The following is a 25099-nucleotide window of genomic DNA, read 5'->3' as shown; positions in this document are numbered from 1 at the left end:
AACGTCGATACCTGTTGACCTTCACCTTTGAAACCTTTGAAAGAAAGCGCACCGATGACCGAGACCCATCACCCCATCGTCTGGCTGCACCATGCGGGGCAGCGCCTGGGGCTGGTGCCTTCGCTGGGCGGCAGCGTGGCCGCCTGGCAGCTGGATCGCCCGGAAGGCCCGCTGGACCTCTGGCGGCCCTGGGACGGCGTGACTCCGGACCTGTACCAGCTGGCTTCGTTCCCCATGGTGCCCTGGTCCAACCGCATCGGCGGCGGTGGCTTCACGCACGACGGGCAGTTCCACCCCATGCGGAACAACCGCGCGGGCGAGCCCTACCCGATCCACGGTGACGGCTGGCTCCAGCCCTGGGCGCTCACGCAGCCGGCCGACGACACCCTGGTGATGACGCTGCGCTCGCAGGGTTTCCAGGGCAACCCCTACGACTACGAAGCCGTGCAGACCTTCCGGCTGCTGGACGGCGGGCTGGACCAGCACGTGGAGGTGCGCCACCTGGGCGCGCAGCCGCTGCCCTACGGCATCGGCGTGCACCCCTGGTTTCCGCGCACACCCGCCACACGCATCAGCGCGCCGGTGCAAGGCGTCTGGCTGTGTGGCGACGACCCGATGCCCGTGGCGCACACCACGCAGTTCCCGCCCGGCTGGAACCTGAACGAGGGCGTGTCGGCCCACGGCAGCCTGATCGACAACGGCTACACCGGCTGGGGCGGCAGCGCCCGCATTGAGTGGCCCGAGCGCGGCCTGCAGCTCACCGCCGCCATGCCCGACTTCGAGCGCGACGGCGGTGCCGCGCAGCACTACTGCCTGATCTACCGGCCGCCGCAGGGCCCGGCGTTCTGCTTCGAGCCCATCACCCAGCCCATCGACGCCTTCCACCTGCCCGGCCAGCCGGGCCTGCGCGTGCTGGCGCAGGGCGAGGCGTTTGCGCTCAACGTGCAATGGCGCTGGGGCGCCCTGCCGGCCGAGGCGCCGGCAGGCGCGCGCTGATCACGGGCTGTACGCCAGGCCCGAGGCCACACCGCCGAACAGGTCGCCTTCGACCAGGGCCACACCGGGAAACTCGGCCTGCAGCGCCTGCTGGAACGGCCGCAGGGCCGAGGAGCCGCCGGTGAGGTAGATCGCATCGAGCGCGCCGTCGTTCAGGCCGGCGCGCTGCACGCATTCGCGCGCGCAGGCCACGGTGCGCGCCAGCAGGGCCGCCAGGTGTTCCTGCATGTCGGCCGGGCCCATGGGGGCGCTCAAGGCCGGCTCCACCTCCGACAGGTCCACCACCGTGCGCTCGCCCTGCTGCGAGCAGCGGATCTTGGCCTGCTCCACCTCGTGGGCGATGCGGTGGCCCTCGCGGTGGCGCAGCACCTTCATCAGCCGCTCGTGCAGGCGCGTGTCGCTGTAGTTCACACGCAGCGCCTGCGCCTGGCTGAGAGCGCGCGGCAGGTACAGCCACTGGATCAGGTGCCAGGTGGAGAGGTCGAAGAACACGCGGCTGGGCACCTCGCGCCGCTGCGGCCCCAGGTGCCGGTAGCCCAGCAGCGGCATCACCTGCTCCAGGCTGAGCCGGTGGTCAAAGTCGGTGCCACCGATGTGCACGCCCGTGGTGGCCAGCACGTCGGCACCGCGCTCGGCCAGCGCCATGCGCTGCGGCCCCAGGCGCACCACGGTGAAGTCCGAGGTGCCGCCGCCCAGGTCCACCACCAGCACCAGGCTCTCGCGCACCAGGCGGCGTTCGTAGTCCAGCGCGGCGGCGATCGGCTCCAGTTGGAACGACACCTGCTCGAACCCCACCGACTGCGCCGCCTCCAGCAGCGAGCGCTGGGCCAGCGCGTCGCGCTCGGGGTCGTCGTCCACGAAGTGCACCGGCCGCCCCATCACCACCCGGGTGGGTGCCACGCCGCCCAGCGCCTGCGCGGCGCGCTCGCGCAGCGCCGCGAGGAAGGTGGCCACGATCTCCTGGAAGCTGATCTGCTGGTGGTTGACTTCGGTTTTCTCCATCAGCAGCGGGCTGCCCAGCAGGCTCTTGAGCGAGCGCATCAGCCGCCCGTCGGTGCCGGCCAGGTACTGCGCCACCGCGTCGCGCCCGAAGTGCGTCTGGTGGTCTTCGGCGTTGTAGAACACCGCCGTGGGCATGGACACCGCCTCGCCCTCCAGCGGTATCAGGCGCGCCGTGCCCCGGGCGTCGGCCCAGGCCATGGCGGAGTTGGAGGTGCCGAAATCGATGCCGAGGGTGCCTTGGGGCGAAGAGGTCATGGGAAGCGGGGAAGGGGGCAGAAGGGCGGGCGCGGCGCGCGGCCGGGCCAACGGGCCGCCGCGGTGGCGAGCCCGTGAGGACGGGGGATTCTGCCAGCTTGTGGGGCGGGGTGCCCCGCCCCTCAGTCGGCGCAGCGGGTGGCGCCGCGCCGCCGCAGGGCCTTGCCCATGACCAAGGCCATCACGGCTTCATGACGGCTTCATGACGGCTTCATTTGGCCGGAGCCGGTGCAGCGGGCATGCGCTGCATCATCATTTCCATCATGGTCTGCATCATGTCCATGCGCATTTCCATCATCTGCTGGCGCTGCGCCGGATCGGCGGGCATGCCCTGGCCCATGCCGCCCATGCCCATGCCCCCCATGCCCTTCATCCCTTGCATGCCCTTCATCGTCTCCATGCCTTCGTGCATGGTCTTCATGTGTTCGGCCATCAGCGCCTGCCGCTCTTCCGGGGTCTTGGCGTTCATCATCTTGTCGCGCATGGCCTGCATGGTTTTCATGCGGTCCTGCATCGCCGCCATCGGGGCGGCCGGGGCTCCCGGCGTGGCCATGGCGGCGTGTCTCGGGCCGTAGCCGGGCCTGCCGGGGCCCGCGCAGGCGGTGAGCAGCACCAGGGTTGAAACGGCGAGCAGGGTCTTGAGCGAGTTCATGGACATCTCCTGTTGAAAAACCAAAGGGGGCTGTGCCTGAGCGCAGCCGACACTAAAACGGGCGCCTCAGACCTGGGAAGGGGGTCTGTGCATGCAGCATAGACCTTTGCCTATCCAATGTGCTGCGCCAGATCAAGCCCGCGAGGGTGGGGCGACCGCCCATCGGGAGGTCCGGTGGTCCCAGCGCGGGATCGCCCGCCGCGGTGGGCGATGGCATGATGGGCATCCAACCCCCTTTCAACCTTGTGCGGGACGCGACGGATGCCGTGTGCGAAGGGCTTCCTTCACCGCCACTTCACAACCGGAGGACCGGTATGTCTCTTCTCGGAAAAGCCTGCCTCGCGATGTGGTGGGACATGGCCGCCGACATGCGGGCGGAATTCGAGCACTGGCACTCGCACGAACACTTTCCCGAGCGCCTGGGCCTTCCCGGCTTTCACCGCGCCTCCCGCTGGACCAGCGCGGACGGGGGCGAGGGCATTTTTGTGATGTACGAACTGGCGTCGCACGAGATCCTGTCGTCGCCGCCCTACCTGACCTCGCTGAACGCGCCGTCGCCCTGGTCGGCCAAGATGATGCCGCACCACCGCAACATGGTGCGCAGCCAGTGCCGCGTGCTGGCGAGCCGGGGCGCGGGCGTGGCCCGCCAGGCGCTCACGGTGCGGCTGTCGCCCGCGAGCGGGCGCGGGGCCGAGCTGCTGGCGGCGCTGAAACCGCGCATGGCCCAATGGATGGGGCTGCCGGGCCTGGCTGGCGTGCATCTGCTGCGGCACGAGGCACCGCCCATCGCCACGACCACGGAGCAGAAGATCCGCGGAGCCGACCAGACGGCGGACTGGGTGCTGGTGGCCTGCGGGTACGACGCCACGATGCTGGGCGAGCTGGCGCAGACGCTGTTTTCCGAAGACAACCTGACCAAGCTCGGCGCCCGCCCGGGCCAGATCAACGCGCTCTACGCGCTCTCCCATTCGGCCACGGTGCCCGAGATCCAGTAGCGGCTGGGGCCGTCGCCCAGACGCTCCGACGGGCGGGCCCGGCGCCCGTGGTGCTGGCCCGGGCATGGGGCGCCGCCGCTGGACAGCCTCCGGGCTTTCATATACTGTACACATAACCAGTATTTTAGCCGCCCCAGCGCCCCCACCCCATGCAAGCCGCCCCCGCCTGGCAGGCCGACGACCCGTTGGCCGCCACCCCCAGCCCCTCTCGCCCGGCGCGCCAGCCCGGCGAGCTGCCGGCGGCCGTGGCGGCGGCGCTCTGGCGCGGCGACCAGCTGGGCAGCCCGGTGTCGGCCGTGTCGCCCAGCGGCTTTGCCGCGCTGGACGCCCAACTGCCCGGCGGCGGCTGGCCCGGCCACGCGGTGACCGAGATCCTGAGCGCCCAGAGCGGCACCCTGGAATGGCGCCTGCTCGGCCCGCTGCTGCGCCAGGTCTGCGCCGCCGGGCGCAGCGTGGTGGCGGTCGGCCCGCCCCGGCAGCCGCATCTGCCGGGCCTGCGGTTCGAGGGCATCACCGAGCGCCACCTGGTCTGGGTGCAGGCCGACACCGCGTCCGAGCGCCTGTGGTCGGCCGAACAACTGGTCAAGGCCAACGCCTGCGGGGCCCTGATCGCCTGGCTGCCCCAGGCGCGCCCCGAGCAGGTGCGCCGCCTGCAGGTGCTCGCGTCCAGCTGCGAGGGGCCGGTGTTTCTGTGCCGGCCCGCCACCGCGGCCCACGAATCGTCGGCCGCGCCGCTGCGCCTGCTCGCCCGCGTGGGGGTGGACTGGGAGTTGCTGGTCGACGTGTTCAAACGCAAAGGCCCGCCGCTGGAGACCACGCTGCGCCTGCCCTCGGTGCCCGGCGGCCTGCAGGCCATCCTGACGCCGCGGCTGCAGAAGCCCAGCACCCTGCTGCCGCGCGACCCGGCGCCGCAGACCGCCCCGTCGCCTTTTTCCCGTGAGGCCGGCCATGCTCTGGTCAGCGCTCCTGCTGCCGGCGCCCGACGACACCGCCTCGCCCACTGACGCGGCGCTGCAGGCGCTGGCGATCTGGGCCCTTCAATTCACGCCCCGGGTTGCTGTCGCCGACGAAGCTGTGGTCATGGAGCTGGCGGCCAGCGTGCGCCTGTTTGGCGGCTGGCGCGCGCTGTGTGATCGCGTGGTCTCGGAGGGCACCGAGCTGGGGGTGCGCCAGGTCGCCTGGGCGCCCAACAGCCTGGCCGCGCTGGCGCTGGCGCGTGCCGGCGTGGAAGACGGTTTTCACCAACCCCTGGACGTGTTGCTCGACGCCCTGCCGATGGAAACGCTCAGCGCCGTGCGCCCGCACCGCCTCACGCTGGCGCACATCGGCTGTCGCAGCCTGGGCGACGTGCGGCGCCTGCCGCGTGGCGGCATCGGCCGGCGCTTTGACAAGCAGCTGCTCGCCGCGATCGACCAGGCCTACGGCCGCGCACCCGAGGCGCACCGCTGGATCGCGCTGCCCGAGCGCTTCGCGCAGCGGCTGGAGCTGATGTTCCGCGTGGACGATGCCCCGGCCCTGCTGTTCGGCGCGCGCCGCCTGCTGCTCTCGCTGTGTGGCTGGCTCGCCGCGCGCCACAGCGGCACCACGGCGTTCACCCTGCGCTGGGCGCACGACGCGATGCGCTCGAAGGCCGCGGGCGAGGGCGGCGAGATCACCATCCGCACGGCCGAGCCCACGCGCGACATCGAGCACCTGTGCCGCCTGCTCGGTGAGCACCTGGCCCGGGTGGAGCTGCTGGCCCCGGTGGGCGATCTGGTGCTGACGGCCGACACCGTGATGCCGCTGGAAGAAACCAGCGCCTCGTTGCTGCCCGACACCGTGCGCCAGGGCGAGACGCTGCACCTGGTGCTGGAGCGCCTGGCCGCGCGCCTGGGGCCGCAGCGTGTGCTGCGCCCGGTGCTGTGCGAAGACCACCGGCCCGAGTGGATGTGCCGCTGGCAGTCGGCCGCCGAACCCTTGCCCCGAAAGCCCGCCATGGCCAGCGAGCTGCCGCAGCCCGGCTTCATCCTGAGCGCGCCGCTCAAGCTGCTGGTGCGCGGCAACCGGCCGTATTACCAGGGCGAGCTGCAACTGCTCGCCGGCCCGCAGCGGGTGGACGGCGGCTGGTGGGACCGCGATGAGGCCACCGGGCAGATTCGCCACGTGGTGCGCGACTACTGGGTCGCGCAGTCGCAGCAGGCGGGCGTGTTGTGGGTGTTCCAGACGCGTCTGGACGAGGCGCCTGCGTGGTACTTACATGGTGTTTATGCCTGACCCCCGCCGCGCTGCGCGCGACCCCCTTCCAGGGGGCGATGCGAGTGGCCCGGCAAAGCCGGTTCCACCGCATCCTGGATTCGGGCATTTCGCTTCGGAGGGGTCACCATGACGCCACAACCCCCGGGCATCCCGCACTACGCCGAGCTGCGATGCCTCTCCAACTTCAGCTTCCTGCGCGGCGCCAGCAAGCCCGAGGAACTGGTGGAACGCGCCCAGGCGCTGGGCTACAGCGCGCTCGCCCTCACCGACGAATGTTCGCTCGCCGGCATCGTGCGCGCCCATGTGGCCGCGAAAAAGCAGGGCCTGAAGCTGCTGGTGGGCAGCCAGTTCCAGGTGCAGAGCGACGCGCCCTTCACCCTCGTCGTGCTCGCCACCAACCTCAACGGCTACGGCAACCTCTGTGAGTTCATCACCCGGCTGCGCCGCACGGCGCCCAAGGGCACGTACCGCCTCACGCTGAAGCACATCAGCGCCGACGCGCTGGCCGACTGCCTCGTGATCGCCGTGCCGCAGCGCGGCAGCGCGCAGGCGCAGACGGACAGCGTGGCGCGCTGGTTGCTGCTGCACTTCCTAGGCCGCTGCTGGCTGGGCGTGGAGCAGTTGCGCCTGATGGACGACGAGATGCGCCTGCACCGGCTGCGCCAGAGCAGCGAGCTCACCGCCGTGCCGCTGGTGGCCGTGGGCGACGTGCACATGCACCTGCGCTCGCGCAAGGCCCTGCAGGACGTGCTCACCGCCACGCGCATCGGCAAGCCCTTGACCGAATGCGGTCATGCCCTCGCGCCCAACGCCGAGCAGCGCCTGCGCTCGCGCCTGGAGCTGGCGCAGTGTTACCCCGAAGCACTGCTGGCCGAGACGCTGAAGATCGCCGAGCGCTGCGCTTTTTCACTCGACGAGCTGTGTTACCAGTACCCCAGCGAAGTGGTGCCGCCCGGCGAAACGCCGGCCAGCTACCTGCGCCGCCTGACTGACGAGGGCATGGGCAAGCGCTGGCCCGCAGGCACCTCCGACAAAGTGCGGCAGCAGGTGGAGCACGAACTCGCGCTCATCACCGAGCTGCGCTACGAACACTATTTCCTCACCGTGTACGACATCGTCGCCTTCGCGCGCTCGCAGCACATCCTCTGCCAGGGCCGCGGCTCGGCGGCCAACAGCGCGGTCTGTTACTGCCTGGGCATCACCGAGGTGGACCCGGCGCGCGCCTCGGTGCTGTTCGAGCGCTTCATCTCGCGCGAACGCAACGAGCCGCCCGACATCGACGTGGACTTCGAACACGAGCGGCGCGAAGAAGTCATCCAGTACCTGTACCGCAAATACGGGCGCGAGCGCGCCGCGCTCACCGCCACCGTCATCAGCTACCGCCCGCGCAGCGCCCTGCGCGACGTGGGCAAGGCCCTGGGGTTCGACGAAGCCGCGCTCGACGCGCTGGGCAGCGGCCACCGCTGGTGGGACGTGGACGGCCTCGCGCCCGAGTGCATCCGCGAAGCCGGGCTGGACCCGGACAGCCTGAAGGTGCGCCAGCTGGTCGCACTCACCGGCCAGCTCATGGGGTTCCCACGCCACCTCTCACAGCACACCGGCGGCTTCGTGCTCACGCGCGGCCCGCTCTCGCGCCTGGTGCCGATCGAAAACGCCACCATGGCCGACCGCACCGTGATCGAGTGGGACAAGGACGACCTCGACGCCATGGGTCTGCTCAAGGTGGACGTGCTCGCGCTGGGCATGCTCACCGCCATCCGCAAGTCGCTCGACTTCATCAGCCAGCGCAAGGGCTTTGCATTCCGCCTGCAGGACATCCCCGACAAGGACGAAGCCACCTACGACATGATCTGCGCCGCCGACACCGTGGGCGTGTTCCAGATCGAGAGCCGCGCGCAGATGAGCATGCTGCCGCGCCTGCGGCCGCGCGCGTTCTACGACCTGGTGGTTGAAGTGGCGCTGGTGCGGCCCGGCCCCATCCAGGGCGGCGCGGTCCACCCCTATCTGAACCGCCGCCAAGGCAAGGAGCCGGTGGATTACCCCAAGGGCCTGGAGGCCGCGCTGGAGCGCACGCTGGGCGTGCCCGTGTTCCAGGAACAGTGCATGCAGATCGCCATCATCGCGGCCGGCTTCACCCCTGGCGAAGCCGACGGCCTGCGCCGCGCCATGGGCGCGTGGCGGCGCACGGGCGGCCTGGGCCAGTACGAGCGCCGCCTGGTCGACGGCATGACCGAACGCGGTTACGAGCTGGCGTTTGCGCAGCGCGTGGTCGAGCAGGTGAAAGGTTTTTCCAGCTACGGCTTCCCCGAAAGCCACGCGGTCAGCTTCGCCCTGCTGGTCTACGACAGCAGCTGGATCAAACGCCACCACCCGGCCGAATTCCTGGCCGGCCTGCTCAACAGCCAGCCGCTGGGCTTCTACACCCCGAGCCAGCTCGTGCAGGACGCGAAACGCCACGGCGTGGACGTGCGGCCGGTGGACGTGATGGTGAGCGACTGGGACTGCACGCTGGAAGAGCAGGGCTTCGACCCCCTCTCCCCCTGGGAGAGGGCAGGGGTGAGGGCCGCCCCCGAGCCCACCATGCCGTCCGTGCGCCTGGGCCTGCGGCTGGTCAGTGGCCTGTCGCACGACGAAGCGAAGCGCCTCATGTCGGCGCGCAAAGAAGCGGCATTCACGGACTCCGAAGACCTCGCCCGCCGCGCCGCGCTCGATCAACCAACCATGCAACAACTCGCCGCTGCCGACGCGCTGCAGTCCCTCAGTGGCCACAGAAGACAGCAGGTCTGGGACGCCGCCGCTCTCAAAACCCCGCCTGAGCTGCTGAAAGAAGCGCCGGTGGACGAAGACACACTGGCCCTGCCCGAAGCCCCCGAAGGCGAGGCCATCGTCTGGGACTATGCGTCACTCGGCCTCACCCTGCGCCGCCACCCGCTGGCCCTGCTGCGCGAGCGCCTGCAGGCGCGCCGCTTCATGACCGCCGCAGCGCTGAAAGACGTGCCCGACGGACGCCTCGTGCGCGCCTGTGGCATCGTCACCGGCCGCCAGCAACCCGAAACCTCCAAAGGTGTGGTGTTCGTGACGCTGGAAGACGAAACCGGCGTGGTGCAGGTCATCGTCTGGAAAGCCCTGCGCGAGCGCCAGCGCAACGCACTCGTCCGCTCACGCCTGATGGCCGTGCACGGCGTGTGGCAGCGCGAAGGCGAAGTCTGCAACCTCATCGCCGGCCACCTGGAAGACCTCACGCCGCTGCTGGGAAGGCTGGCGACGGAGAGTCGGGATTTTCATTGAGCGGTGCGGGCGTGGGCGGCCAGCAGCGCCGGGCCCAACACCGCGCGCAGCGCCGCCACCGTGGCGGGCAGCGGCTGCAAGCTCAGCTCGTTCTTTTTCAGAAACGCCTGCCAGAGCGCCTGGCGGGTGGGGTCGTTCGCGAACTCGTCGGTCAACCCCACCGGCAGTGCCACGGGCACCGCCATGCCACGCCGTTCAAACGTGGCGGCAATGGCCTGCGCCAGCGTGCCGGCATCCAGCGTTTCGCGCTCCAGCAAGACCGACACATCCAGATAGTCCTTCAAGCGGCTGTTGGTCATGCCGAGCAGGGCCACCGCATGCAGCTTCTCCGCGATCACCGTGTACACCGGGTAGGTGCGCAAGCGAGGGGCGGGCAGGTCGGCGATCAACACCGGGTAGACCGCCTCCACCGGCGCGGGCGTGACCGCATCGCCAAAGCCGATGTCGATCTGCGTCTTGCAACGCGCCTTGGCGATGTCCGCGCTGATCAGGACCCGCGCTCCGGCATAGCCGGCCCCCTTGCGGATGTCTTCGGCGCTCACCGACGCCGGATCGAAGCGGATGCCATCGCCCACCACGATGCTGGAAACGTCGCGGAAGGTCTGCCCCACCGAGGCCAGATCGCTGGCCCCGAAGCCCAGCAAGTCCGCGTCGCGCGTGGCGCGGTGTGGCATGTCGTACTAGAGGGTGAACAGCAGTGCGCCCTTGAGCACAAAACGGTCGGCGTGCGCCGACTGGCTCAACCGGTAGAGCATGCGCTCCAGCGCAAAACGCACCAGCACCTGGTTGAAGTCCACGCCCTCGGCCTTGGCCAGATTCAGCAGACGCGCCCGCACCGACTGCGCCACATCCTGGGTCATTCAATGGCCTCCAGATAAGGGCGCATCACCTGGGCCACGCGGCACACCTTGGCGCAGTGCCACAGATCGTCCGCAGTGGCTTTGCGCTGAGCCCTCGCTTCCTTCAGGGCCTCCAGCGCCACATCCAGGCCGATCTTGTTGCGGTGCTTGAAGCAATCGGCCACGGTCTTGGCGACGCTGTACACCCGCAGCGCCACACCGTCGCGCTCAACCACCTCGATGCCGGCCGAATAGGCCTCGCCCGTGAACTGCACCATCTTGATGGGCGGGTAATCGAGCCGGGGCACATGGCTGCCTCGCGGCATGGCAATCCACACCTGGCGCGGCAGTTGGGTGGTGAGCTCGTGGAACTGCAGCGCGGTCAGCAGGCAAAACACCGCCTGCGGTACACGCCGGGCCACGGTCAGCAGGCTTTCGTTTTCTGTCGGCGAATGATCGGGCAGCCGGTAGAGGCCACGCCCCACCTTTTCCAGCAAACCGGCGGCGGTCATGCGCGTCAGGGTCACCCGGGGAACGCCCATGGCATCGAGGTCTCTCGGTCGCAGCAATCCCTTGTGCGCCACCAGGTCGTGGACGCGTTGGGTGTGGGAAGGATTTTCAGCGTCGAGTGGCATGGGGTCTCATGCATGTTCCATTTATGCGTCGATTATATTTTGTTGACGAACTATTGGAACATGTTGAGCCGGCAAACTGATAATGAAGCCGATGGATTCGCGCCCAGGGCAAGGCGCAAACCGCGGCGATAGCTTGGCTATCGCGAGGATTTTCCACGCCGCCATGGGGGTAAAGGCGCGGTTTCATATGCAAGCTATTTGCGGGACAGGACATCAGGAGCCTGCGCGGCAGAAGGCATCGGCTGCAACACTTCCTAGGCTGGCTGGCGACGGAGAGCCGGGGTTTCCATGCCAGGAATGTTGCGTGCCAATGGACTCAGAGCTCCAGTGCAAGAAACAGGGTCCCTGGTACCGGGTTGAAGCTCACGGGGGTAGAAGGTCGAAAGCCCAGCGACATATAGAGCCTCTGCGCCGCAGTGAACTCCGGCAGCACATCCAGGCAAATGCGTGCGTAGCCCATCTGGTGCGCTGTCTCCAGGATTTGTACGACCAGGCGGCGCCCCAGGTTTTCGCCTCTTGCCACTGGGCGCACATAAACGCGCTTCATTTCGCCAGTGTGCTCGTCGATGCGGCGCAGTGCCGCGCAACCGACGACCGCATCACCGTTCCAGGCCAGAAGCACGCACCCGTCGGGCTCGGCGTACTTGCCAGGCAAGCTGGCGAATTCCGTTTCGTAGTTCTGGAAACCCAGGTCTGCAGTGGGGCTGGTGACGTATTCCCGAAAAATGCTGACGACGCGTTCGTGATCTTCAGGAAAGTGGGCTGACTTGATTTCGCTCATTCAGGTGCGTACCTTGTTCCAAAGAGCCGGATGCCGATCCGGTAGACGGGGCAGTTTATCGGTGTGGGTGAGGCGTTCGTTTTGGATTTTTGGAAATAGTCACCGGGGTGTGAGAGACTGCACTGGCCCCCGAATCCACAGTGCATCCACCCGAACCCGCCCACCCGATGTCCGACTGGAAACACCAGCAAATGATCAAGGCCTCGGCCTGGCCGCTGGCCGCCGAGCTGCTGGCCCCCGATGCCGACTTCACGGCCCGGCTCGATGGTGGGCTGGTGCCCCTGCATTGGGCTTGCCGGGAAGGCAAGGCCGGCCTGCTCAAGTACATGATCGAACACGGCGCGAACGTGCACGACCGCACCGACGATGGCCGGGGCATGCTGCAGCTGGCACTCCAGTCGCGGAGTTTCCAGACGGTCATGCTGCTGATCGACCGGCTCAAGGCCACGGCCGCGCCCCCGCCCGACGAGGCGCTGAAAAAGCGCCTGAACGCCGCGTTCAGCACGGGCCACCCCGACGCCAGAAACCGCCTGCAGCAGACGCTGCGGGACTGGGAGCGCCTCGCGAAAACGGCGCCTTCGCCCAGACAGCCTTGATCGACAGGCAGGCCTCAAGCTTCGCCTCAGCTCACCGTCTCCCGTCGGCTTGAAACCCCGCCGCCGGCTTCGTACCATGGCGTCGTCCCCCAACGCAGGAGCGCCCCATGTGCCGCAACATCAAGACGCTGTTCAACTTCGAACCGCCCGCCAGCGAGCTGGAGATTCGCGATGCTTCGCTGCAGTTCGTGCGCAAGCTCAGTGGCTTCAACGTGCCGTCGAAGGCGAACGAAGCCGCGTTCGAGCGCGCGGTGGCCGAGGTGGCGGACTCGGCGCGGCGGCTCATCCGGTCGATGGTGACGAACGCCGAACCGAAAAACCGCGAGGTGGAGGCGATCAAGGCGCGCGAGCGCTCGGCGCGCCGGTTTGAAGAAGGCGCCCGTCGGTAGCGGCGTCAGCCTTGCGCTTCCGCCTCCGGCCACAAACGCGGAAAGTAAAAGCGCAGCGCATGCTGCGGCACGCCCAGGCGCAGCTTGCCGTGGGGCGAATCGGTTTCCAGCAGGCCGCGTTTGAGCAAGGCGCTCACCTGCGCCGTGGCCAGGCGCTCGCCCAGGCCAAGCAGGGCCTTGAAGTCGGCGCGCTCCAATTCGCCCTGGGTGGCAAAGAGGTAGTGAAGGGCGCGCAGCGCCTCGCTGCGCACGCCTTGTTTCACCACCTGTTCTTCAAACGCGAGGCAGGCGGCCATGCGGTCTTTCATGGTGGACAGGGCGAGCGTGTCGGCCATGAAGCCCACCTGGTCCAGACACACGCCCAGCACGTAGGCGATCCACTGCTCCAGGCCACGTTCGCTGAGGTTGCCGCGCCCATCCAGATCGCCCGCGCGCGGCTCGTCGGCGGCGGCGAGCCGTGCGTAGTAGGTTTCCTGGCTGCGTGCAAAACCGCGCAGCGGCGACCACAGGCCGTTGCTCAGACCCAGATGGCCCAGCACCAGATGGCTGTGCAGCCGTGCCACGCGGCCGTTGCCATCGCGAAACGGGTGAATCCACGCCAGGCGCTGGTGGGCTGCGGCCATGGCCACCACCTGCATTTCGCCGCGCCGCACCTGCCCGTACACCTGCGCCCAGCGGTTCAGGAAGGCGGGCAGGTGTTCGGCGGCGGGCGCGGCGTGGCGGCCCACGCTCACCTGTTGTGTGCGCAGTGCGCCGGGCTGCAGCCGTTCGGGCACCGCACCGGGCGGTAGATCGGCGGTGGGGATGGCCAGGTCCGCCTGCGGCAGGCGGGCAAACAGGTCCTGGTGAATGTCTTGCACCGTCTGGGCCGACCACACGCGGGCCGTATCCCACTGCGGCCAGAGGGTTTCGAGCTGTTGCTCGGTGGCGATGTGGGCCAGGGCCAGCCGCTGCCGGCGGGCCTTGTCGGCGTCTTGCGCGTAGTCGTCGTGCAGGGCCTGCTCGATCTCCAGCGGCAGGGTGTGCTGGCCCTCGATCTTGTTGGAGTAGTACGAGTTCATGGCCCGCAGCAGGCGCCGCAGACCACCCAGTGCACCGGGTTGGCATTGGCCTGACAGGCGGTCGGCCTGGCGGATCAGGTCGTTGGCTTGCTCCAGCAACGGCCCCAGGCGGTGTTCGCCGGGCAGCAGCGGCTCCATCTGGGATGGATGGTCATACAGCGGAAATGTTTGCGACTTTGAAACCATGGTTAAGTCTATGACTTAACTTGGTTTTTTCAAAGCCGTGCGGATATATTTGCGACTTTGTCTGCGCGTATCGCATCAAGCCACTCCCCATCGCCAAGTGGCAGGGGCAGGCGTTCTGGTGCCTCAACCGCCCAGCATGCGCTCCGTGATCCAGCGCCAGTGCTCGGCGCTCACCGGGGTGATCGACAGCCGGCTGCCGCGCTGCAGAACCACCATGTCGGCCAGCGCGGGCGTGGCGCGCATCTCGGGCAGGCCGATCGGGCGGGTCTTCTTCAGCGCCTGCACCTCCAGCAGCAGCCAGCGTGGCGCTTCCGGTTTGGACTTGGCGTCGAAGTAGGGCGAATCGGGGTCGAACTGGGTCGGATCGGGGCGGGTGCCCGAGGCCACGCGCGCCAGGCCAACGATGCCCGGCTCGGCGCAGCTGGAGTGGTAGAACAGCACGCCGTCGCCCACCTGCATGGCGTCGCGCATGAAGTTGCGGGCCTGGTAGTTGCGCACGCCGGTCCAGGGCACGGTAGCCTGCGGGGCGGCCAGCGCGTCGTCGATCGAGCACTCTTCGGGCTCGGACTTCATCAGCCAGTACTGGGTCATCGCGGCATCTTATCGGGACCGGACGGCCGACGCGATACCCGGTGACAGCACCCTGCGCGCATTGCGGTTAGCCTACGCGGTTCGCCGCCCCGACCGAAACGCCACCACATGCCACCCTCTCCAGCGCGCACCGCCCCCCACGGCCTGCTGATCGCCAACCTGCTGGCCCAGCTCGCGTTTGGCCTGCTGGCCATGACGATCTGCCTGCCTTCGATGCAGGAGTGGGGCGCCATCTTCGGCACCGGCCAGGCGGCGGTGCAGCTCACGTTCAGCGGCTTTGTGGTGGCCTACGGTTCGCTGCAACTGCTCTACGGCCCGCTGTCGGACCGCATCGGGCGCAAGAAGATTCTGCTGTTCGGTCTGGCGGTCGCGTTCGTGGGGTCGGTGCTGGCGGCGCTGGCGCCCAACCTGCCGCTGCTGGTGGCCGCGCGCGTGCTGCAGGGCGCGGGCGCCGCGGCGGGCATGGTGGTGGGCCGCGCCATGGTGCAAGACCTGTTTCAGGGCCCCGAGCGCACGCGCGTGATGGCCTTCGTGGGCATGGCCATGGGCCTGTGCCCGCCGCTGGCCACCATCATCGGCGGGCAACTGCACGTGCGCCTGGGCTGGCAGGCCAACTTCGTGGTGATGGCGGTGCTGGCGATGGTGCTGTTCGTGGCTGCGTGGCGCGGCTTGCCCGACCACCAGAAGACCACCGCCGCGCAGCCGCACTGGCTGCGCGCCATGCTGTCCTCATACGCGCGGCTGGGCCGTGAGCGGGCGTTCATCCTGTCCGTGGCCCTGCTCTCCATGACCACGGCCACCTTCTACGCCTTCCTGGGCGGCGCCCCCATCGTGCTGGGCAGCTACGGCGTGCGGCCCGACGGCATCGGCTACTACATCATGTGTGTGCCGGGCGCCTACATCGTGGGCAATTACCTCGCGTCGCACATGGCGCACCGCACCGGCGAGCGCGTGATGATGCGGCTCGGTCAGGGCTGCACGCTGGCGGGCATCGGCCTGGTGGTGGTGCTGGCCCTGGCCGAGCTGAACACGCCGCTGGCGTTTTCATTGCCACTGATGCTGGTGGGCATCGGCCACGGTTTGCTGGTGCCGCCGGCGCTCGCGGGCACGGTGGGCCTGGTGCCCGCGCTGGCGGGCTCGGCCGCGGCGGTGGCCGGCCTGATGCAGCAGATGATGGGCGCCGTCGGCGGTTTTGCCGTCGGCCTGTTCCGGCACGAGGGCGCGCTCAACCTCGGCTGGCTGATGCTGGGCCTGGCGCTGTGCGGGGCCTTCGCGCAGTGGCTGCTGCACCGGCACCAGGCGCGCGCGCACTGAGCACCCGCGCTCAAACCCCGCCGTGCGGGTGCGTCGGATCCACCCACAGCACCTGCTCGGGCTTCTCCACCGGCTCGATGTCCAGGTTCACCGCCACGGCCTGGCCGTCGCTGCGGCAGAGCACGCATTCCAGGGTTTCGGTGGCGCTGGCGTTGATCTCCTGGTGCGGCACGTAGGGCGGCACGTAGATGAAATCGCCCGGGTCGGCCTCGGCGGTGAACTCCAGATGCTCGCCCCAGCGCATGCGCGCGCGGCCCTTCACGACGTAGATCACGCTCTCCAGCGGGCCGTGGTGGTGGGCGCCGGTCTTGGCGTTGGCGTGGATCGTCACGGTGCCGGCCCAGAGCTTCTGCGCGCCCACGCGCGCGAAGTTGATCGCGGCCTTGCGGTCCATGCCCGGTGTGCTCGGCACGTTGCCATCGAGCTGGTTGCCCGGCACCACGCGCACGCCGTCGTGTTTCCAGGCCGGTTCGCGGTCATGGCCGTGCGAATGCAGGGGGTCGGGGTCGTGTGGGTGTGTCATGGCGGGTCTCCTGGCGGGGGAGTCCCAGTGTGCCAGCCTGGCCGCGCTGGCGCAGCCCCCCGGGGCATCGCCCCACCATCAGGCCGGTTGTGCCACGGCACCGATGCGGAACACCCCGACCGACGTCACCAGGTGGCGCGCCTGATCGTCCAGGCTTTGCGAGGCCGCCGCCGTTTCTTCCACCAGCGCCGCGTTCTGCTGCGTGGTCTGGTCCAGCTGCGTGATGGCCTCGCCCACCTGGCTGACGCCGGTGCTCTGCTCCCGCATGGCCGTGGAGATGTCCACCACCAACTGGCTCACGCGCTTGATGGCGCCCACAACGTCGGTCATGGCGTGCCCGGCCTGATCGGCCAGCGTGGTGCCCGAACTCACCTGGTCCAGGCTCGCCGTGATCAGTTGCTTGATCTGCCGCGCCGCCTCGGCCGAGCGGCCGGCCAGCGCGCGCACCTCGGCGGCCACCACGGCGAAGCCCCGGCCCTGTTCGCCGGCGCGCGCGGCTTCCACCGCCGCGTTGAGCGCGAGGATATTGGTCTGGAACGCGATGCCGTCGATCACGCCGATGATTTCGCCGATGCGCCGCGACGACTCGTCGATGCTGCGCATGGTGCGCACCACCGCGCCCACCGTTTCACCGCCGGCCTCGGCCACGGTCGAGGCGTTCACCGCCAGCGTGCGGGCCTCCTGCGCGTTGTCCGCGTTGAGGGCGATGGTGCTGGTGAGCTGTTCCATGGCCGCGGCCGACTGCTCCAGCGCGCTGGCCTGTGCCTCGGTGCGGCCGCTCAGGTCCTTGTTGGCGCTGGCGATCTGCGAAGACGCCGAGCCCACATGCTCCACCCCCCGGTGCACCTGCGAGACCAGCCGGCACAGGCCCGCCTGCATGGTGCCAAGCGCGCGCAGCAGGTCGGCCACCTCGTCGCGGCCGCTGGCCTGCACCGGCTGCGTGAGGTCGCCCGCGGCGATGCGGTTGGCCACCGCCACGCCCTCCCTCAGGGGCCGCACGATGCTGCGCGTCAGCACGACCGCAGCGCCCAGGCCCAGCACCATCGCGATCCCGCCCAGCACCAGCATGAGCTTGCGGGTGCTGACGATGTCATGCGTCACGGTGGCGCCGCGCTGCTGCGCCAGCGTGTCCTGCAGCTGGCGCAGGGTGTCGATCGGCTGCTGCAGCCGGCCCAGCGCTGGCAGGGTTTCGTTGCGCACCAGTTGCCGCGCTTCGTCGATCTGGCCCGCCTGCACCAGCGGCGCGATCTTCACGAACGAGGCCACGTAGGCTGCACGCGCTGTTTGCAGTTCCGTCAGCGCGGCCCGGCCCTGTGGCAGCACCACCAACCGGTCCAGTGTCTTCAGCGCTTCGTCGATCGCCGTGCGGTTTTTCTGCATGCGGGCCTGGATCACGGGCAACTGCGCGGGCTCCACCAGCAGCAGCTCGGTGGTGTTGAGTCCGTTGGCCCTCGTGGTGGTGTCGATCACGGAAACCGCCGACACCTTGACCAGCTCCTGGTCGATCAACTGGCTGTTTTCTTCTCCGATGCGCTGCAGCGAAAAGTAAGCCGAAACGATCAGTCCGGCAATGAGCAACAGCATCAGGCCGAAGCCCAGCGCCAGACGCGCGCCAATGCGCAAGCTTGAAATCACTCCCATGAATTCCTCCCTGCCGTGAACTCCACGGCTTTGTGGAGCCTGTATCGGCAGGCCTTGCGCGATCTGAATACCCCGATGGAACTAGGACGCGGTGCCGGTGGAACTACGGTGGGGCCCCGGAGACGGGGCATATGCCAGCGGCCAGCACGCGGGAAGGCCATCGGCGAAAATCGCGGCCTGCCCCGCTTTCTCCAGAGGTCCCGTTTTGCCATTGCCCGCACCCCAGCCCCGCCAACCCATGCACACCCGCAAGGTCGAGTACCGCGGGTTCCAGCGCGACGATGGTCTGTGGGATATCGAAGGCGAAATGCTCGACACCAAACCCCATGCCTTCGAGATCGAAGGCGAGGGCAAGTGGGCGCCCCACGAGCCGATCCACCACATGCACATCCGCGTGACGCTGGACGACGCGATGGTGATCCGCGACATCGCGGTGGCCATGGACGCGCACCCGCACGATCCCTGCCCGCAGGCTATGGAGCCGATGCGCCGCCTGATCGGCGAGACGCTGGGGCGCGGCTGGCGCAAGACCATCGAGCGCCACCTGGGCGGCATCCAGGGCTGCACCCACCTGCGCGAGCTGCTGTTCAACCTGGCCACCGCCGCGTTCCAGACCCGCTCGGCGTCGTTCGCGCCCACCGCCGACGGCCGCCCGCCGATGCACCTGGGCCAGTGCCTGGCTTGGGACTTCAACGGCCCGGTGGTGGAAAAGGTCTACCCCATGTTCTTCCGCTGGCAGCCGCCGGTGAAAGCCAAGCCGGTGGCCTGAGCCGGCGCTGGTGGGCCGATTCATCCGCGAACAAGGCGGGAATCACATCGTCTGGTCAGGCGTCTATCTGCATCGACGGACGCGCCTGCACCTTCTGCAGCCAGGCCAGCGTGGTCGGGTGCTGGTCCACCGGTGCGCCGAGGTAGACGCTGTAGCCGATCACCGACGCCACGATCAGGTCGGCCAGCGTGTAGGCATCGCCGAGCAACCAGGGCTTCTGGTTCAGGCGCCCATCGAGCACGGTGAGCAGTTCGTCAAGGCCTTTGCGCGCCGCGGTGCCGTGGGCGTCGTCGGGCGTGCCCATGTTTTTCGAGGCCTGCAGTCGAAACACCTGCGCACCGTAGGTCACGTAGGACCAGGTGCTCCAGGCCATGGCCTGCAGGCGTTCGGGCGTGCCTTCGGCGGGCCACAGACCGCGCTGGACACCGTAGGTCTGTCCCAGCCACATCTCGATCGCCAGCGCCTCGAACATCGGCGCGCCGTCCACCGTCAAGGTGGGCACCTTGCCATTGGGGTTCAGGGCCAGGAAGTCGGGCTGGCGCTGCTCACCGGTGGTGATGTCGACCTTGACGCGCTCGTGCGGCACGCCGAGTTCGGCGAGGGCGCAGGCGACGGGGGTGGCGCTGGACATGGGGTGCCAGTAGAGAACGATTTGGGACATGAAGGGCTCCTTTGAGGTGTGAGTGGCGGGCTCGACACCGTGCCGAACCCGTGGCCACAATGTCGCGCCCACTGCGGACAGCTTCGGCCCGCAATAAAAGTTAGAGTGCGAACATGCTTTCATCGTCTTCGCGCCTGCTGCGGGTGCTGTCGCTGCTGCAGACCCGCAGCCACTGGGCTGGCCCTGAGCTGGCCGAGCGGCTGGAGGTGCACCCGCGCACGCTGCGGCGCGACATCGACCGGCTGCGTCAGCTCGGCTACCCCATTCACGCCAGCAGTGGCGTGGCGGGCGGCTATGCGTTTCGCGCGGGGCAGTCGCTGCCGCCGCTGCTGCTGGACGACGAAGAGGCGCTGGCGGTGGCCATTGCCCTGCAGATCGCCGCGGCCGGCACCGTGAGCGGCGTGGAAGAAAGCTCGCTGCGTGCGCTGGTGAAACTGGAGCAGGTGATGCCCACCCGCCTGCGCCGCCGCACGCACGCGCTGCGCTCGGCCATCGTGCCCGTGCAGCGCATGGGGCCCACCATCGATGCCGGCGTGCTGGCCACGCTCGCCACTGCCTGCCGAGACCAGCTGCAGGTGGGCTTCAGCTACCGCGACCTGCGCGGCCAGGCCAGCGTGCGCCAGGTGCAGCCGCACGGGCTGGTGCACACCGGCAACCACTGGTACCTCGTGGCCTGGGACCCGGCGCGCGACGACTGGCGCACCTTCCGCATCGACCGCGTGCAGGGCACGCCCCGCACCGGCGCGCACTTCGCGCCACGCCCGCCGCCCGCGGGCGACCTGCGCACCTACGTCACCGGGGCCATGGCCGGCGTGCACCAGCAGGGCGACCAAGCGCGCGTGGTGCTGCACCAATCGCGCGAGGTGATGCTGCGCACCATCCCCCCATCCGCCGCCACGCTGGAGGCCATCGACGACGCACATTGCCTCATGCTTTGTGGCGCGGGCCAGCTGGACTCGCTGGTCTACTGGCTCATGGCGCTGGACGTGGACTTTGATGTGCTGGAGCCACCCGTGCTCAAGGAGCGGCTGCGCCGGGCCAGCGAGCGCGTGGCGCGCAGCCTGGCGCGGGCTGGCTGACCGGCTGTATCTGCACTTGGTGGCAAAGGGGTGGGTGCCGCTGCTCCCTGTTGACGGATGAGTGGCTACAGCATTCGCGGTGGGCGACTGCCTGGGACGACCGGAAGGAGCTGGCTCAGGAGACTTCCGAACCCGGCTTTTCAAGTTTGGCCGCTTTCGAGTTGCGAAGCACAAACTTCGGAATCCACACGAACCATTGCTTGTAGCCGAGAAATACAAACAAGGGCAAAAGTCCAGAGACCGCTTCAAAAGGGGATGCAACGCCTGACGTGACCAGCGGGATCCAAAGCAGTACAGCTACAACGCCGACCGGGAACGTGAGAACTGCAAGCGCGAGCAAGCCTCCCAGTGCTCTGATGACGTCGGCTCCATCACCCTCCAAAGTCGGGTACTGCGCGAGGGCCAAGACGTGCGGAACCAGCGAGGCTGCCAAGCAGAGGAAAACGTAGAAGACGATACGAATTCGACGTCCAGGCAGCTTCTTGTCCGGCGCTACGAGCTGATCGGTTCGAGATGGGGTGTCGAGGTTTTGCATTTAGGTATCAGGCGTGTGCTCAGGATCACTCAGCTGAGGAAGTTCGTTCGGACCATAGATGTGACCTTGTTCGGATGCACCTGCGAATGAGGTGCCCGAAAGCGACGCACCGTCAAACCTCGCACCATCAATGGCAGCGCCTTCAAATGACGCATCCAGAAGATTGGCTCCGGTGAAATCGCATGTCTTGACGTTTGCGTTCCTGAAACTGACCCGCTGCAAGCTGGCGCCCCGGAAGTCTGCAACGATGAAGCAACTGGAAAAGTCTGCGCCGTCCAACGTCGCGCCTGCCAGGTCATGGACCTCGTCGCCAAAGCTCTCCGAAGCAAACGAGCGCTCGCCTGCGACATACCGTTCAAGGATGGTGCTCGGCGGCTTCTGCTGCTCCTCTGGGTGCATGTACTGCTCGAAGTTGCCGATGTAGTCATCGAGGTTCTCCTCGAGCATGGCCTGGTATTGCTCGACAAAGTACTTGACGGTCTCGTTGCGCTTGGCCTTCAAGGCTTCGACATCTTCGGCCCAGGTTGCGGCGTTCCATGCCTGAAACCTTGCGCAACCGTACATCAGCGAAGCGCTGACTTTGCCTCGCCCGGTGTCGGAGCAGTGTTCGTTGGCGAGCCGGATGTGAGCATCCGCGCGATCAAAGAAGGTTGGGTCTTTGTTGAGGTCGACACCCATGGGGTTCTCCCGTATGGCGCTGAAGGTTGTTCGGCGGGTTCTTGAAGGGAACGAAGAAAGAGTGGCTTGGGCATCAATGGCCGTCGAACCACCCAAGGACATCAAGCGCGAGTCCGGGAGACGACATTTCGAGAATGACCTCGGCCATTGCATGCTGGCCCAGCGTTGCAGCGACGGCAGCCAATGCACAAGCAGCAAAGCCCGGGTCGTTTCGCTCGGATGCGGCCTCTGCCACCAACGCTGGAAGGCGCTTCAGGGAGGCGAAGTAGTCGCCCGCCAGGTCGACCGGAATCGCTGTCCCGTGCTTGGATCGGCAGACTTCCACCCAAGCGGGGAAATGAAAGAACGACGCATCGGCCTTTGCTGGCGCAGATGCCAACGTGGCAATGACATGCGGAACTGCGGCGAACGAAGCTGAGTAGACATCACCCTGATGGGCCAGGGCACTCCAAAGGGTGAACCACGGCTCCGACTCCCCGGCAGACGGTGGCAAGCCATGAAGTTGGCGGAGCAAAGGCGGAATGTCGGAAGCTTGGCCGTAGGCGTGCTCAAGTTCTGACCAACGAGAACTTTCAAGATTCAGCATAAAAGAAGACTCCCGTACGGCAAAGGTGTCACGGCTATCCAAGATGGGTTCATGGACCGTGACCGGTCCTGTGAGCAGTGCCGTTCACGCGGCGAGGAAACCAGCGACCTGTGCATCCTCTTGCAATGCTGCAGCAAAGACGGGCAACTGGTCGTACTCTACAAAATCCAGCAGAAACAATTCTTCGGCAGCGTGGCCAGAAGGTGAGACGTATGCGTACTCGACTTCAAGCTGAAAGTTGTCTCTAATCTCGCTTGGATCGCGTTGACCATCAAAGTCGGCGGAGTACAGGTTGGCAAACGAGCTGCAAACAACAATCGGGAAATCCAAAACGGCCAAGACTCGAGATGAAGATCCTTCTGGGCGACTCCCTTTCGCGGGCTGCGTGCGAAGAGAGACGAGCCCATTCAGAGCTTGATTCAAAGCCTTGTAGAAGGGCTCGCCCTCTTGACCACGGTTGTTCGATGACGTGAACAGCTTTGCGACCCGGTCTCCAACAAGATAGTGGTGTTGGTTGGTGTACAGGTTGTTTTCGCGAAAGTGGCCACTGTTGCATACGACGCCTTCAACGGCCTTCCTGTTCTTGCTGGTGAACCAGAAGACCGAATATCCGGGGACAAACTTGCATTCAACGAACAGACGGACGACAACGTCGCCAACCGGGTCGCCAAAACCTCCCCGCACTGGCATCGACTTCTCTACAACGAGATCAAGTTCTCTGGCCTTTTGCTGCGTCTGATCCATGTAGTAGGGGCTGACACTGACTTTCCAGCCTTCCGTCATGAACCAACGAGCCACCTTGGCATGGAAGTTGTTGCCACTTCCGTCGATCAACTCCTGAACTTGTGTGGGAATCGACATTGATCCTTGCTCCTATGACGCCAATCGCATTGGCACAGTGGAGCACAGGATATCAACATGGCGATCGTCAACCCGCCCAGAACGCAGCAGATCGGTGCCGTTGTTCGGTCAGTTTCAGCGTGCCAACCAAGCACGCCAGCTGCCCAGCGCCGTGATGTCTGAGCCTCCCTCGGCCCCCAGCGCTTCGCACACGAAGCCGCTGACCCAACTGCCGTCCGCCAGCTTCACCTTGCCAATGCCCAGCGGGGCGGGGATGCCGTCCACGAAGCTGCCAAAGTGCTGGGCTGGCATCTCCCAGATTTCCATGGCTATGGCCGCACCGTCTTCGTTGACGCGCACCATGCCGGGCCGCTGGACCGGGCCGCCGGCGAGGGCGTAGAACTTGTACTCGGGCGCGGACTGGACCGCGCCGAGCAGGCGCGCGCCGCGCTGGGTGAGCTGCCAGTTGAGCGGCAGGCCGCTGAGGTGCGCGCCGCAGACCGCGACCTTGACGGTGCCGGCGGTGTTGCTGCCTTTGGGCAGCTCGGTGGTGCTGATGGCGGGGGTGTCGGTCAGCGTTGCAGGGGTGGCGCCGAGTGACAGCGCCTGCGCGCGGTGGAAGCGATCCGCCAGGCGCAGCAGCGGCACGTCCTTGAACGCGGGCGCGGCCAGGGTCACGCCCCAGGGCAGGCCTTGCGCGTCACCGCTGGCCTGGAAGCCTGCGGGCACCGCGACGGCGGCGTAGTCCAGCAGGTTCATGAAGTTGGTGTAGTAGCCCAGGTTCGAATTCAGGCGGATCGGGTCGGCCTGCATGTCGGCGATGCGGTAGATGGTGCCGGCGGTGGGGGTGAGCAGGCAGTCAATGTCTTTCCACACGGCATCGCACACGCGCTTGAGCGCTTTGAGCTTGTAGCTGGCCGCGAACGCATCGGCGGCGGTCTTGCCGCGCCCGCCTTCGATGATGGTGCGCACGGGCGGGAACACGGCTTCGGGCTGGGCGTCGATGAAGTCCTGGATGGCGACGTAGCGCTCAGCCACCCAGGGGCCTTCGTAGAGCAGGCGCGCGGCTTCGAGGAAGGGGGTGAGGTCGATCTCGACGGCGGTGCCGCCGAGGGCATGCAGGCGTTCGATGCTTTGCGCAAAGAGGGCAAAGGCCGCGTCGTTGCCGAAGAAGGCGAGGTCTTGCGCGCGCGGCACGCCGAAGCGGAAGGGGCCGGCCGAGAAGTCCACGCCGAAGGGCTTGGCGGCGCGGCTGAAGGCGTCGGCTTCGTCGTAGGCGGCGGCCACAGCGAGCACGGCCTGCGCGTCGGCGGCGGTGAGCGCGAAGATCGACACCGTGTCCACCGACCGGCAGGCCGGCACCACGCCGGAGCCGGAGAGCAGGCCGATGCTGGGCTTGAGGCCGATGAGGTTGTTGAAGCTCGCGGGCACGCGGCCCGAGCCGGCCGTGTCAGTACCCAGCGAAAAACTCACCCAGCCCTTGGCCACGCTCACCGCCGAGCCCGAGCTGGAGCCACCCGAAATGAACGCGGGGTTGAAGGCGTTCTGGCAGGCGCCGTAGGGCGAACGTGTGCCGTTCAGGCCGGTAGCGAACTGGTCGAGGTTGGTCTTGCCCAGCGGCACCGCCCCGGCCGCCACCAGTTGCTGGATCAGGAAGGCGCTCTCGCCGGGGGTGTAGGCGAACTGTGGGCAGCCCGCGGTGGTGGGGATGTGCGCGAGGTCGATGTTGTCCTTCAGCGCGAAGGGCACGCCGTAGAGCGGCAGGCTCGCTGGGTCCACGCCGTCGAGCCTTGCGACGAAGGGCTCTATCTCGGCGTCGGTGAGGCGGTGGATGAAGGCGTTGTTGGTATCGCTGGCGCAGCGGCGCATGGCCTCGGCGACCACGGCGCGCACGGGGGTGCCACCGGCGTAGGCGGCCTGCAGGCTGGCGATGTCGAATGAGAGGGTGCTCAGGTCCATGAAGGGCTCCTTG

General features: G+C 67.7%; 24 protein-coding genes and 1 pseudogene. 10 read left to right on the top strand and 15 right to left on the bottom strand.

Translation table 11 applies throughout. The features are described from left to right. The first annotated feature begins 54 nt into the window (after positions 1–54). Complete coding sequence (locus KIH07_RS23510) at positions 55–996, top strand: aldose 1-epimerase (RefSeq protein WP_226494266.1); 942 nt, start codon at positions 55–57, stop codon at positions 994–996. Here the strand turns inward: KIH07_RS23510 and KIH07_RS23505 are convergent, their stop codons facing one another. Both KIH07_RS23505 and KIH07_RS23500 read right to left on the bottom strand, forming a co-directional pair. Next, complete coding sequence (locus KIH07_RS23505; protein ID WP_226494265.1) at positions 997–2253, bottom strand: Hsp70 family protein; 1257 nt, start codon at positions 2251–2253, stop codon at positions 997–999. It lies immediately after the preceding gene. A gap of 211 nt (positions 2254–2464) precedes the next feature. Then, on the bottom strand, positions 2465–2905 hold the full coding sequence (locus tag KIH07_RS23500; RefSeq protein ID WP_226494264.1) for a hypothetical protein: 441 nt from the start codon (positions 2903–2905) through the stop codon (positions 2465–2467). A gap of 314 nt (positions 2906–3219) precedes the next feature. On the opposite strand from KIH07_RS23500, the gene KIH07_RS23495 reads away from it, so the two are divergent. From KIH07_RS23495 to KIH07_RS23480, 4 genes are all read left to right on the top strand, one after another. Beyond that, positions 3220–3900 carry a hypothetical protein gene (locus tag KIH07_RS23495; RefSeq protein WP_226494263.1) on the top strand — a complete coding sequence of 227 codons (681 nt, stop codon included), beginning with the start codon at positions 3220–3222 and terminating at the stop codon, positions 3898–3900. Positions 3901–4049: 149 nt separating this feature from the next. After that, on the top strand, positions 4050–4904 hold the full coding sequence (imuA, locus tag KIH07_RS23490) for a translesion DNA synthesis-associated protein ImuA (protein ID WP_226494262.1): 855 nt from the start codon (positions 4050–4052) through the stop codon (positions 4902–4904). After that, complete coding sequence (locus KIH07_RS23485) at positions 4849–6153, top strand: Y-family DNA polymerase (protein ID WP_226494261.1); 1305 nt, start codon at positions 4849–4851, stop codon at positions 6151–6153. The genes imuA and KIH07_RS23485 overlap by 56 nt, the downstream gene beginning before the upstream one ends. A gap of 108 nt (positions 6154–6261) precedes the next feature. Further along, on the top strand, positions 6262–9423 hold the full coding sequence (locus KIH07_RS23480; RefSeq protein ID WP_226494260.1) for an error-prone DNA polymerase: 3162 nt from the start codon (positions 6262–6264) through the stop codon (positions 9421–9423). Here the strand turns inward: KIH07_RS23480 and KIH07_RS23475 are convergent. The 3 genes and pseudogenes from KIH07_RS23475 to KIH07_RS23465 form a co-directional block, all read right to left on the bottom strand. Further along, positions 9417–10283: pseudogene (locus KIH07_RS23475) on the bottom strand (nucleotidyl transferase AbiEii/AbiGii toxin family protein). The gene KIH07_RS23480 and the pseudogene KIH07_RS23475 overlap by 7 nt on opposite strands. Further along, a complete protein-coding gene (locus KIH07_RS23470; RefSeq protein ID WP_226494259.1) occupies positions 10280–10897 on the bottom strand; it encodes a type IV toxin-antitoxin system AbiEi family antitoxin domain-containing protein in 618 nt (205 codons plus the stop codon). The pseudogene KIH07_RS23475 and the gene KIH07_RS23470 overlap by 4 nt, the downstream one beginning before the upstream one ends. Positions 10898–11213: 316 nt before the next feature. Next, on the bottom strand, positions 11214–11678 hold the full coding sequence (locus tag KIH07_RS23465; RefSeq protein WP_226494258.1) for a GNAT family N-acetyltransferase: 465 nt from the start codon (positions 11676–11678) through the stop codon (positions 11214–11216). Between the two features lie 167 nt (positions 11679–11845). Here KIH07_RS23465 and KIH07_RS23460 point away from each other — a divergent pair, with 167 nt between their 5' ends. Both KIH07_RS23460 and KIH07_RS23455 read left to right on the top strand, forming a co-directional pair. After that, positions 11846–12274 carry an ankyrin repeat domain-containing protein gene (locus tag KIH07_RS23460; protein ID WP_226494257.1) on the top strand — a complete coding sequence of 143 codons (429 nt, stop codon included), beginning with the start codon at positions 11846–11848 and terminating at the stop codon, positions 12272–12274. A gap of 107 nt (positions 12275–12381) precedes the next feature. Continuing rightward, complete coding sequence (locus KIH07_RS23455; RefSeq protein WP_226494256.1) at positions 12382–12663, top strand: DUF2277 domain-containing protein; 282 nt, start codon at positions 12382–12384, stop codon at positions 12661–12663. Positions 12664–12668: 5 nt separating this feature from the next. On the opposite strand, the gene KIH07_RS23450 is transcribed toward KIH07_RS23455, so the two are convergent. Next, positions 12669–13862 (bottom strand): Fic family protein, encoded by a 1194-nt coding sequence (locus tag KIH07_RS23450; RefSeq protein WP_226494255.1) that lies wholly within the window; start codon positions 13860–13862, stop codon positions 12669–12671. A gap of 171 nt (positions 13863–14033) precedes the next feature. Beyond that, entirely contained in the window at positions 14034–14501 is a 468-nt protein-coding gene (locus tag KIH07_RS23445) for an EVE domain-containing protein (RefSeq protein WP_226494254.1), read from the bottom strand. 108 nt (positions 14502–14609) lie between these two features. Between KIH07_RS23445 and KIH07_RS23440 the strand changes: the two genes are divergently transcribed. Further along, entirely contained in the window at positions 14610–15815 is a 1206-nt protein-coding gene (locus tag KIH07_RS23440) for a multidrug effflux MFS transporter (protein WP_226494253.1), read from the top strand. 10 nt (positions 15816–15825) lie between these two features. On the opposite strand, the gene KIH07_RS23435 is transcribed toward KIH07_RS23440, so the two are convergent. Next, positions 15826–16338: a cupin domain-containing protein gene (locus tag KIH07_RS23435; RefSeq protein WP_226494252.1), complete on the bottom strand. Its 513-nt coding sequence runs from the start codon at positions 16336–16338 to the stop codon at positions 15826–15828. Between the two features lie 78 nt (positions 16339–16416). After that, the gene (locus KIH07_RS23430) at positions 16417–17979 is read right to left on the bottom strand and encodes a methyl-accepting chemotaxis protein (protein WP_226494251.1); all 1563 of its coding nucleotides are present in this window, start codon (positions 17977–17979) and stop codon (positions 16417–16419) included. A 238-nt stretch (positions 17980–18217) separates the two neighbouring features. On the opposite strand from KIH07_RS23430, the gene KIH07_RS23425 reads away from it, so the two are divergent. Further along, positions 18218–18748, top strand: coding sequence for a DUF2889 domain-containing protein (locus KIH07_RS23425; protein WP_226494250.1), 531 nt, complete (start codon positions 18218–18220; stop codon positions 18746–18748). A 55-nt stretch (positions 18749–18803) separates the two neighbouring features. On the opposite strand, the gene KIH07_RS23420 is transcribed toward KIH07_RS23425, so the two are convergent. Then, on the bottom strand, positions 18804–19409 hold the full coding sequence (locus KIH07_RS23420) for a glutathione S-transferase family protein (protein WP_226494249.1): 606 nt from the start codon (positions 19407–19409) through the stop codon (positions 18804–18806). A 113-nt stretch (positions 19410–19522) separates the two neighbouring features. Between KIH07_RS23420 and KIH07_RS23415 the strand changes: the two genes are divergently transcribed. Next, positions 19523–20488, top strand: a complete 966-nt coding sequence (locus KIH07_RS23415; protein ID WP_226494248.1) for a helix-turn-helix transcriptional regulator — start codon at positions 19523–19525, stop codon at positions 20486–20488. Between the two features lie 115 nt (positions 20489–20603). On the opposite strand, the gene KIH07_RS23410 is transcribed toward KIH07_RS23415, so the two are convergent. From KIH07_RS23410 to atzF, 5 genes are all read right to left on the bottom strand, one after another. Beyond that, positions 20604–21023 carry a hypothetical protein gene (locus KIH07_RS23410; RefSeq protein ID WP_226494247.1) on the bottom strand — a complete coding sequence of 140 codons (420 nt, stop codon included), beginning with the start codon at positions 21021–21023 and terminating at the stop codon, positions 20604–20606. Further along, entirely contained in the window at positions 21024–21701 is a 678-nt protein-coding gene (locus KIH07_RS23405; protein WP_226494246.1) for a DUF3144 domain-containing protein, read from the bottom strand. 73 nt (positions 21702–21774) lie between these two features. Then, positions 21775–22287, bottom strand: a complete 513-nt coding sequence (locus tag KIH07_RS23400) for a hypothetical protein (protein WP_226494245.1) — start codon at positions 22285–22287, stop codon at positions 21775–21777. A gap of 84 nt (positions 22288–22371) precedes the next feature. Next, positions 22372–23148, bottom strand: coding sequence for a hypothetical protein (locus tag KIH07_RS23395; protein WP_226494244.1), 777 nt, complete (start codon positions 23146–23148; stop codon positions 22372–22374). Positions 23149–23262: 114 nt separating this feature from the next. Continuing rightward, positions 23263–25086: an allophanate hydrolase gene (atzF, locus tag KIH07_RS23390; RefSeq protein WP_226494243.1), complete on the bottom strand. Its 1824-nt coding sequence runs from the start codon at positions 25084–25086 to the stop codon at positions 23263–23265. Positions 25087–25099: the final 13 nt, after the last annotated feature.

Origin of the sequence: Hydrogenophaga taeniospiralis (genome assembly GCF_020510445.1) — a bacterium.
Lineage (GTDB): Bacteria > Pseudomonadota > Gammaproteobacteria > Burkholderiales > Burkholderiaceae_C > Hydrogenophaga.
Note: the sequence above shows the minus strand (reverse complement) of the source record. Positions and strands in the feature narration are given on the sequence as shown.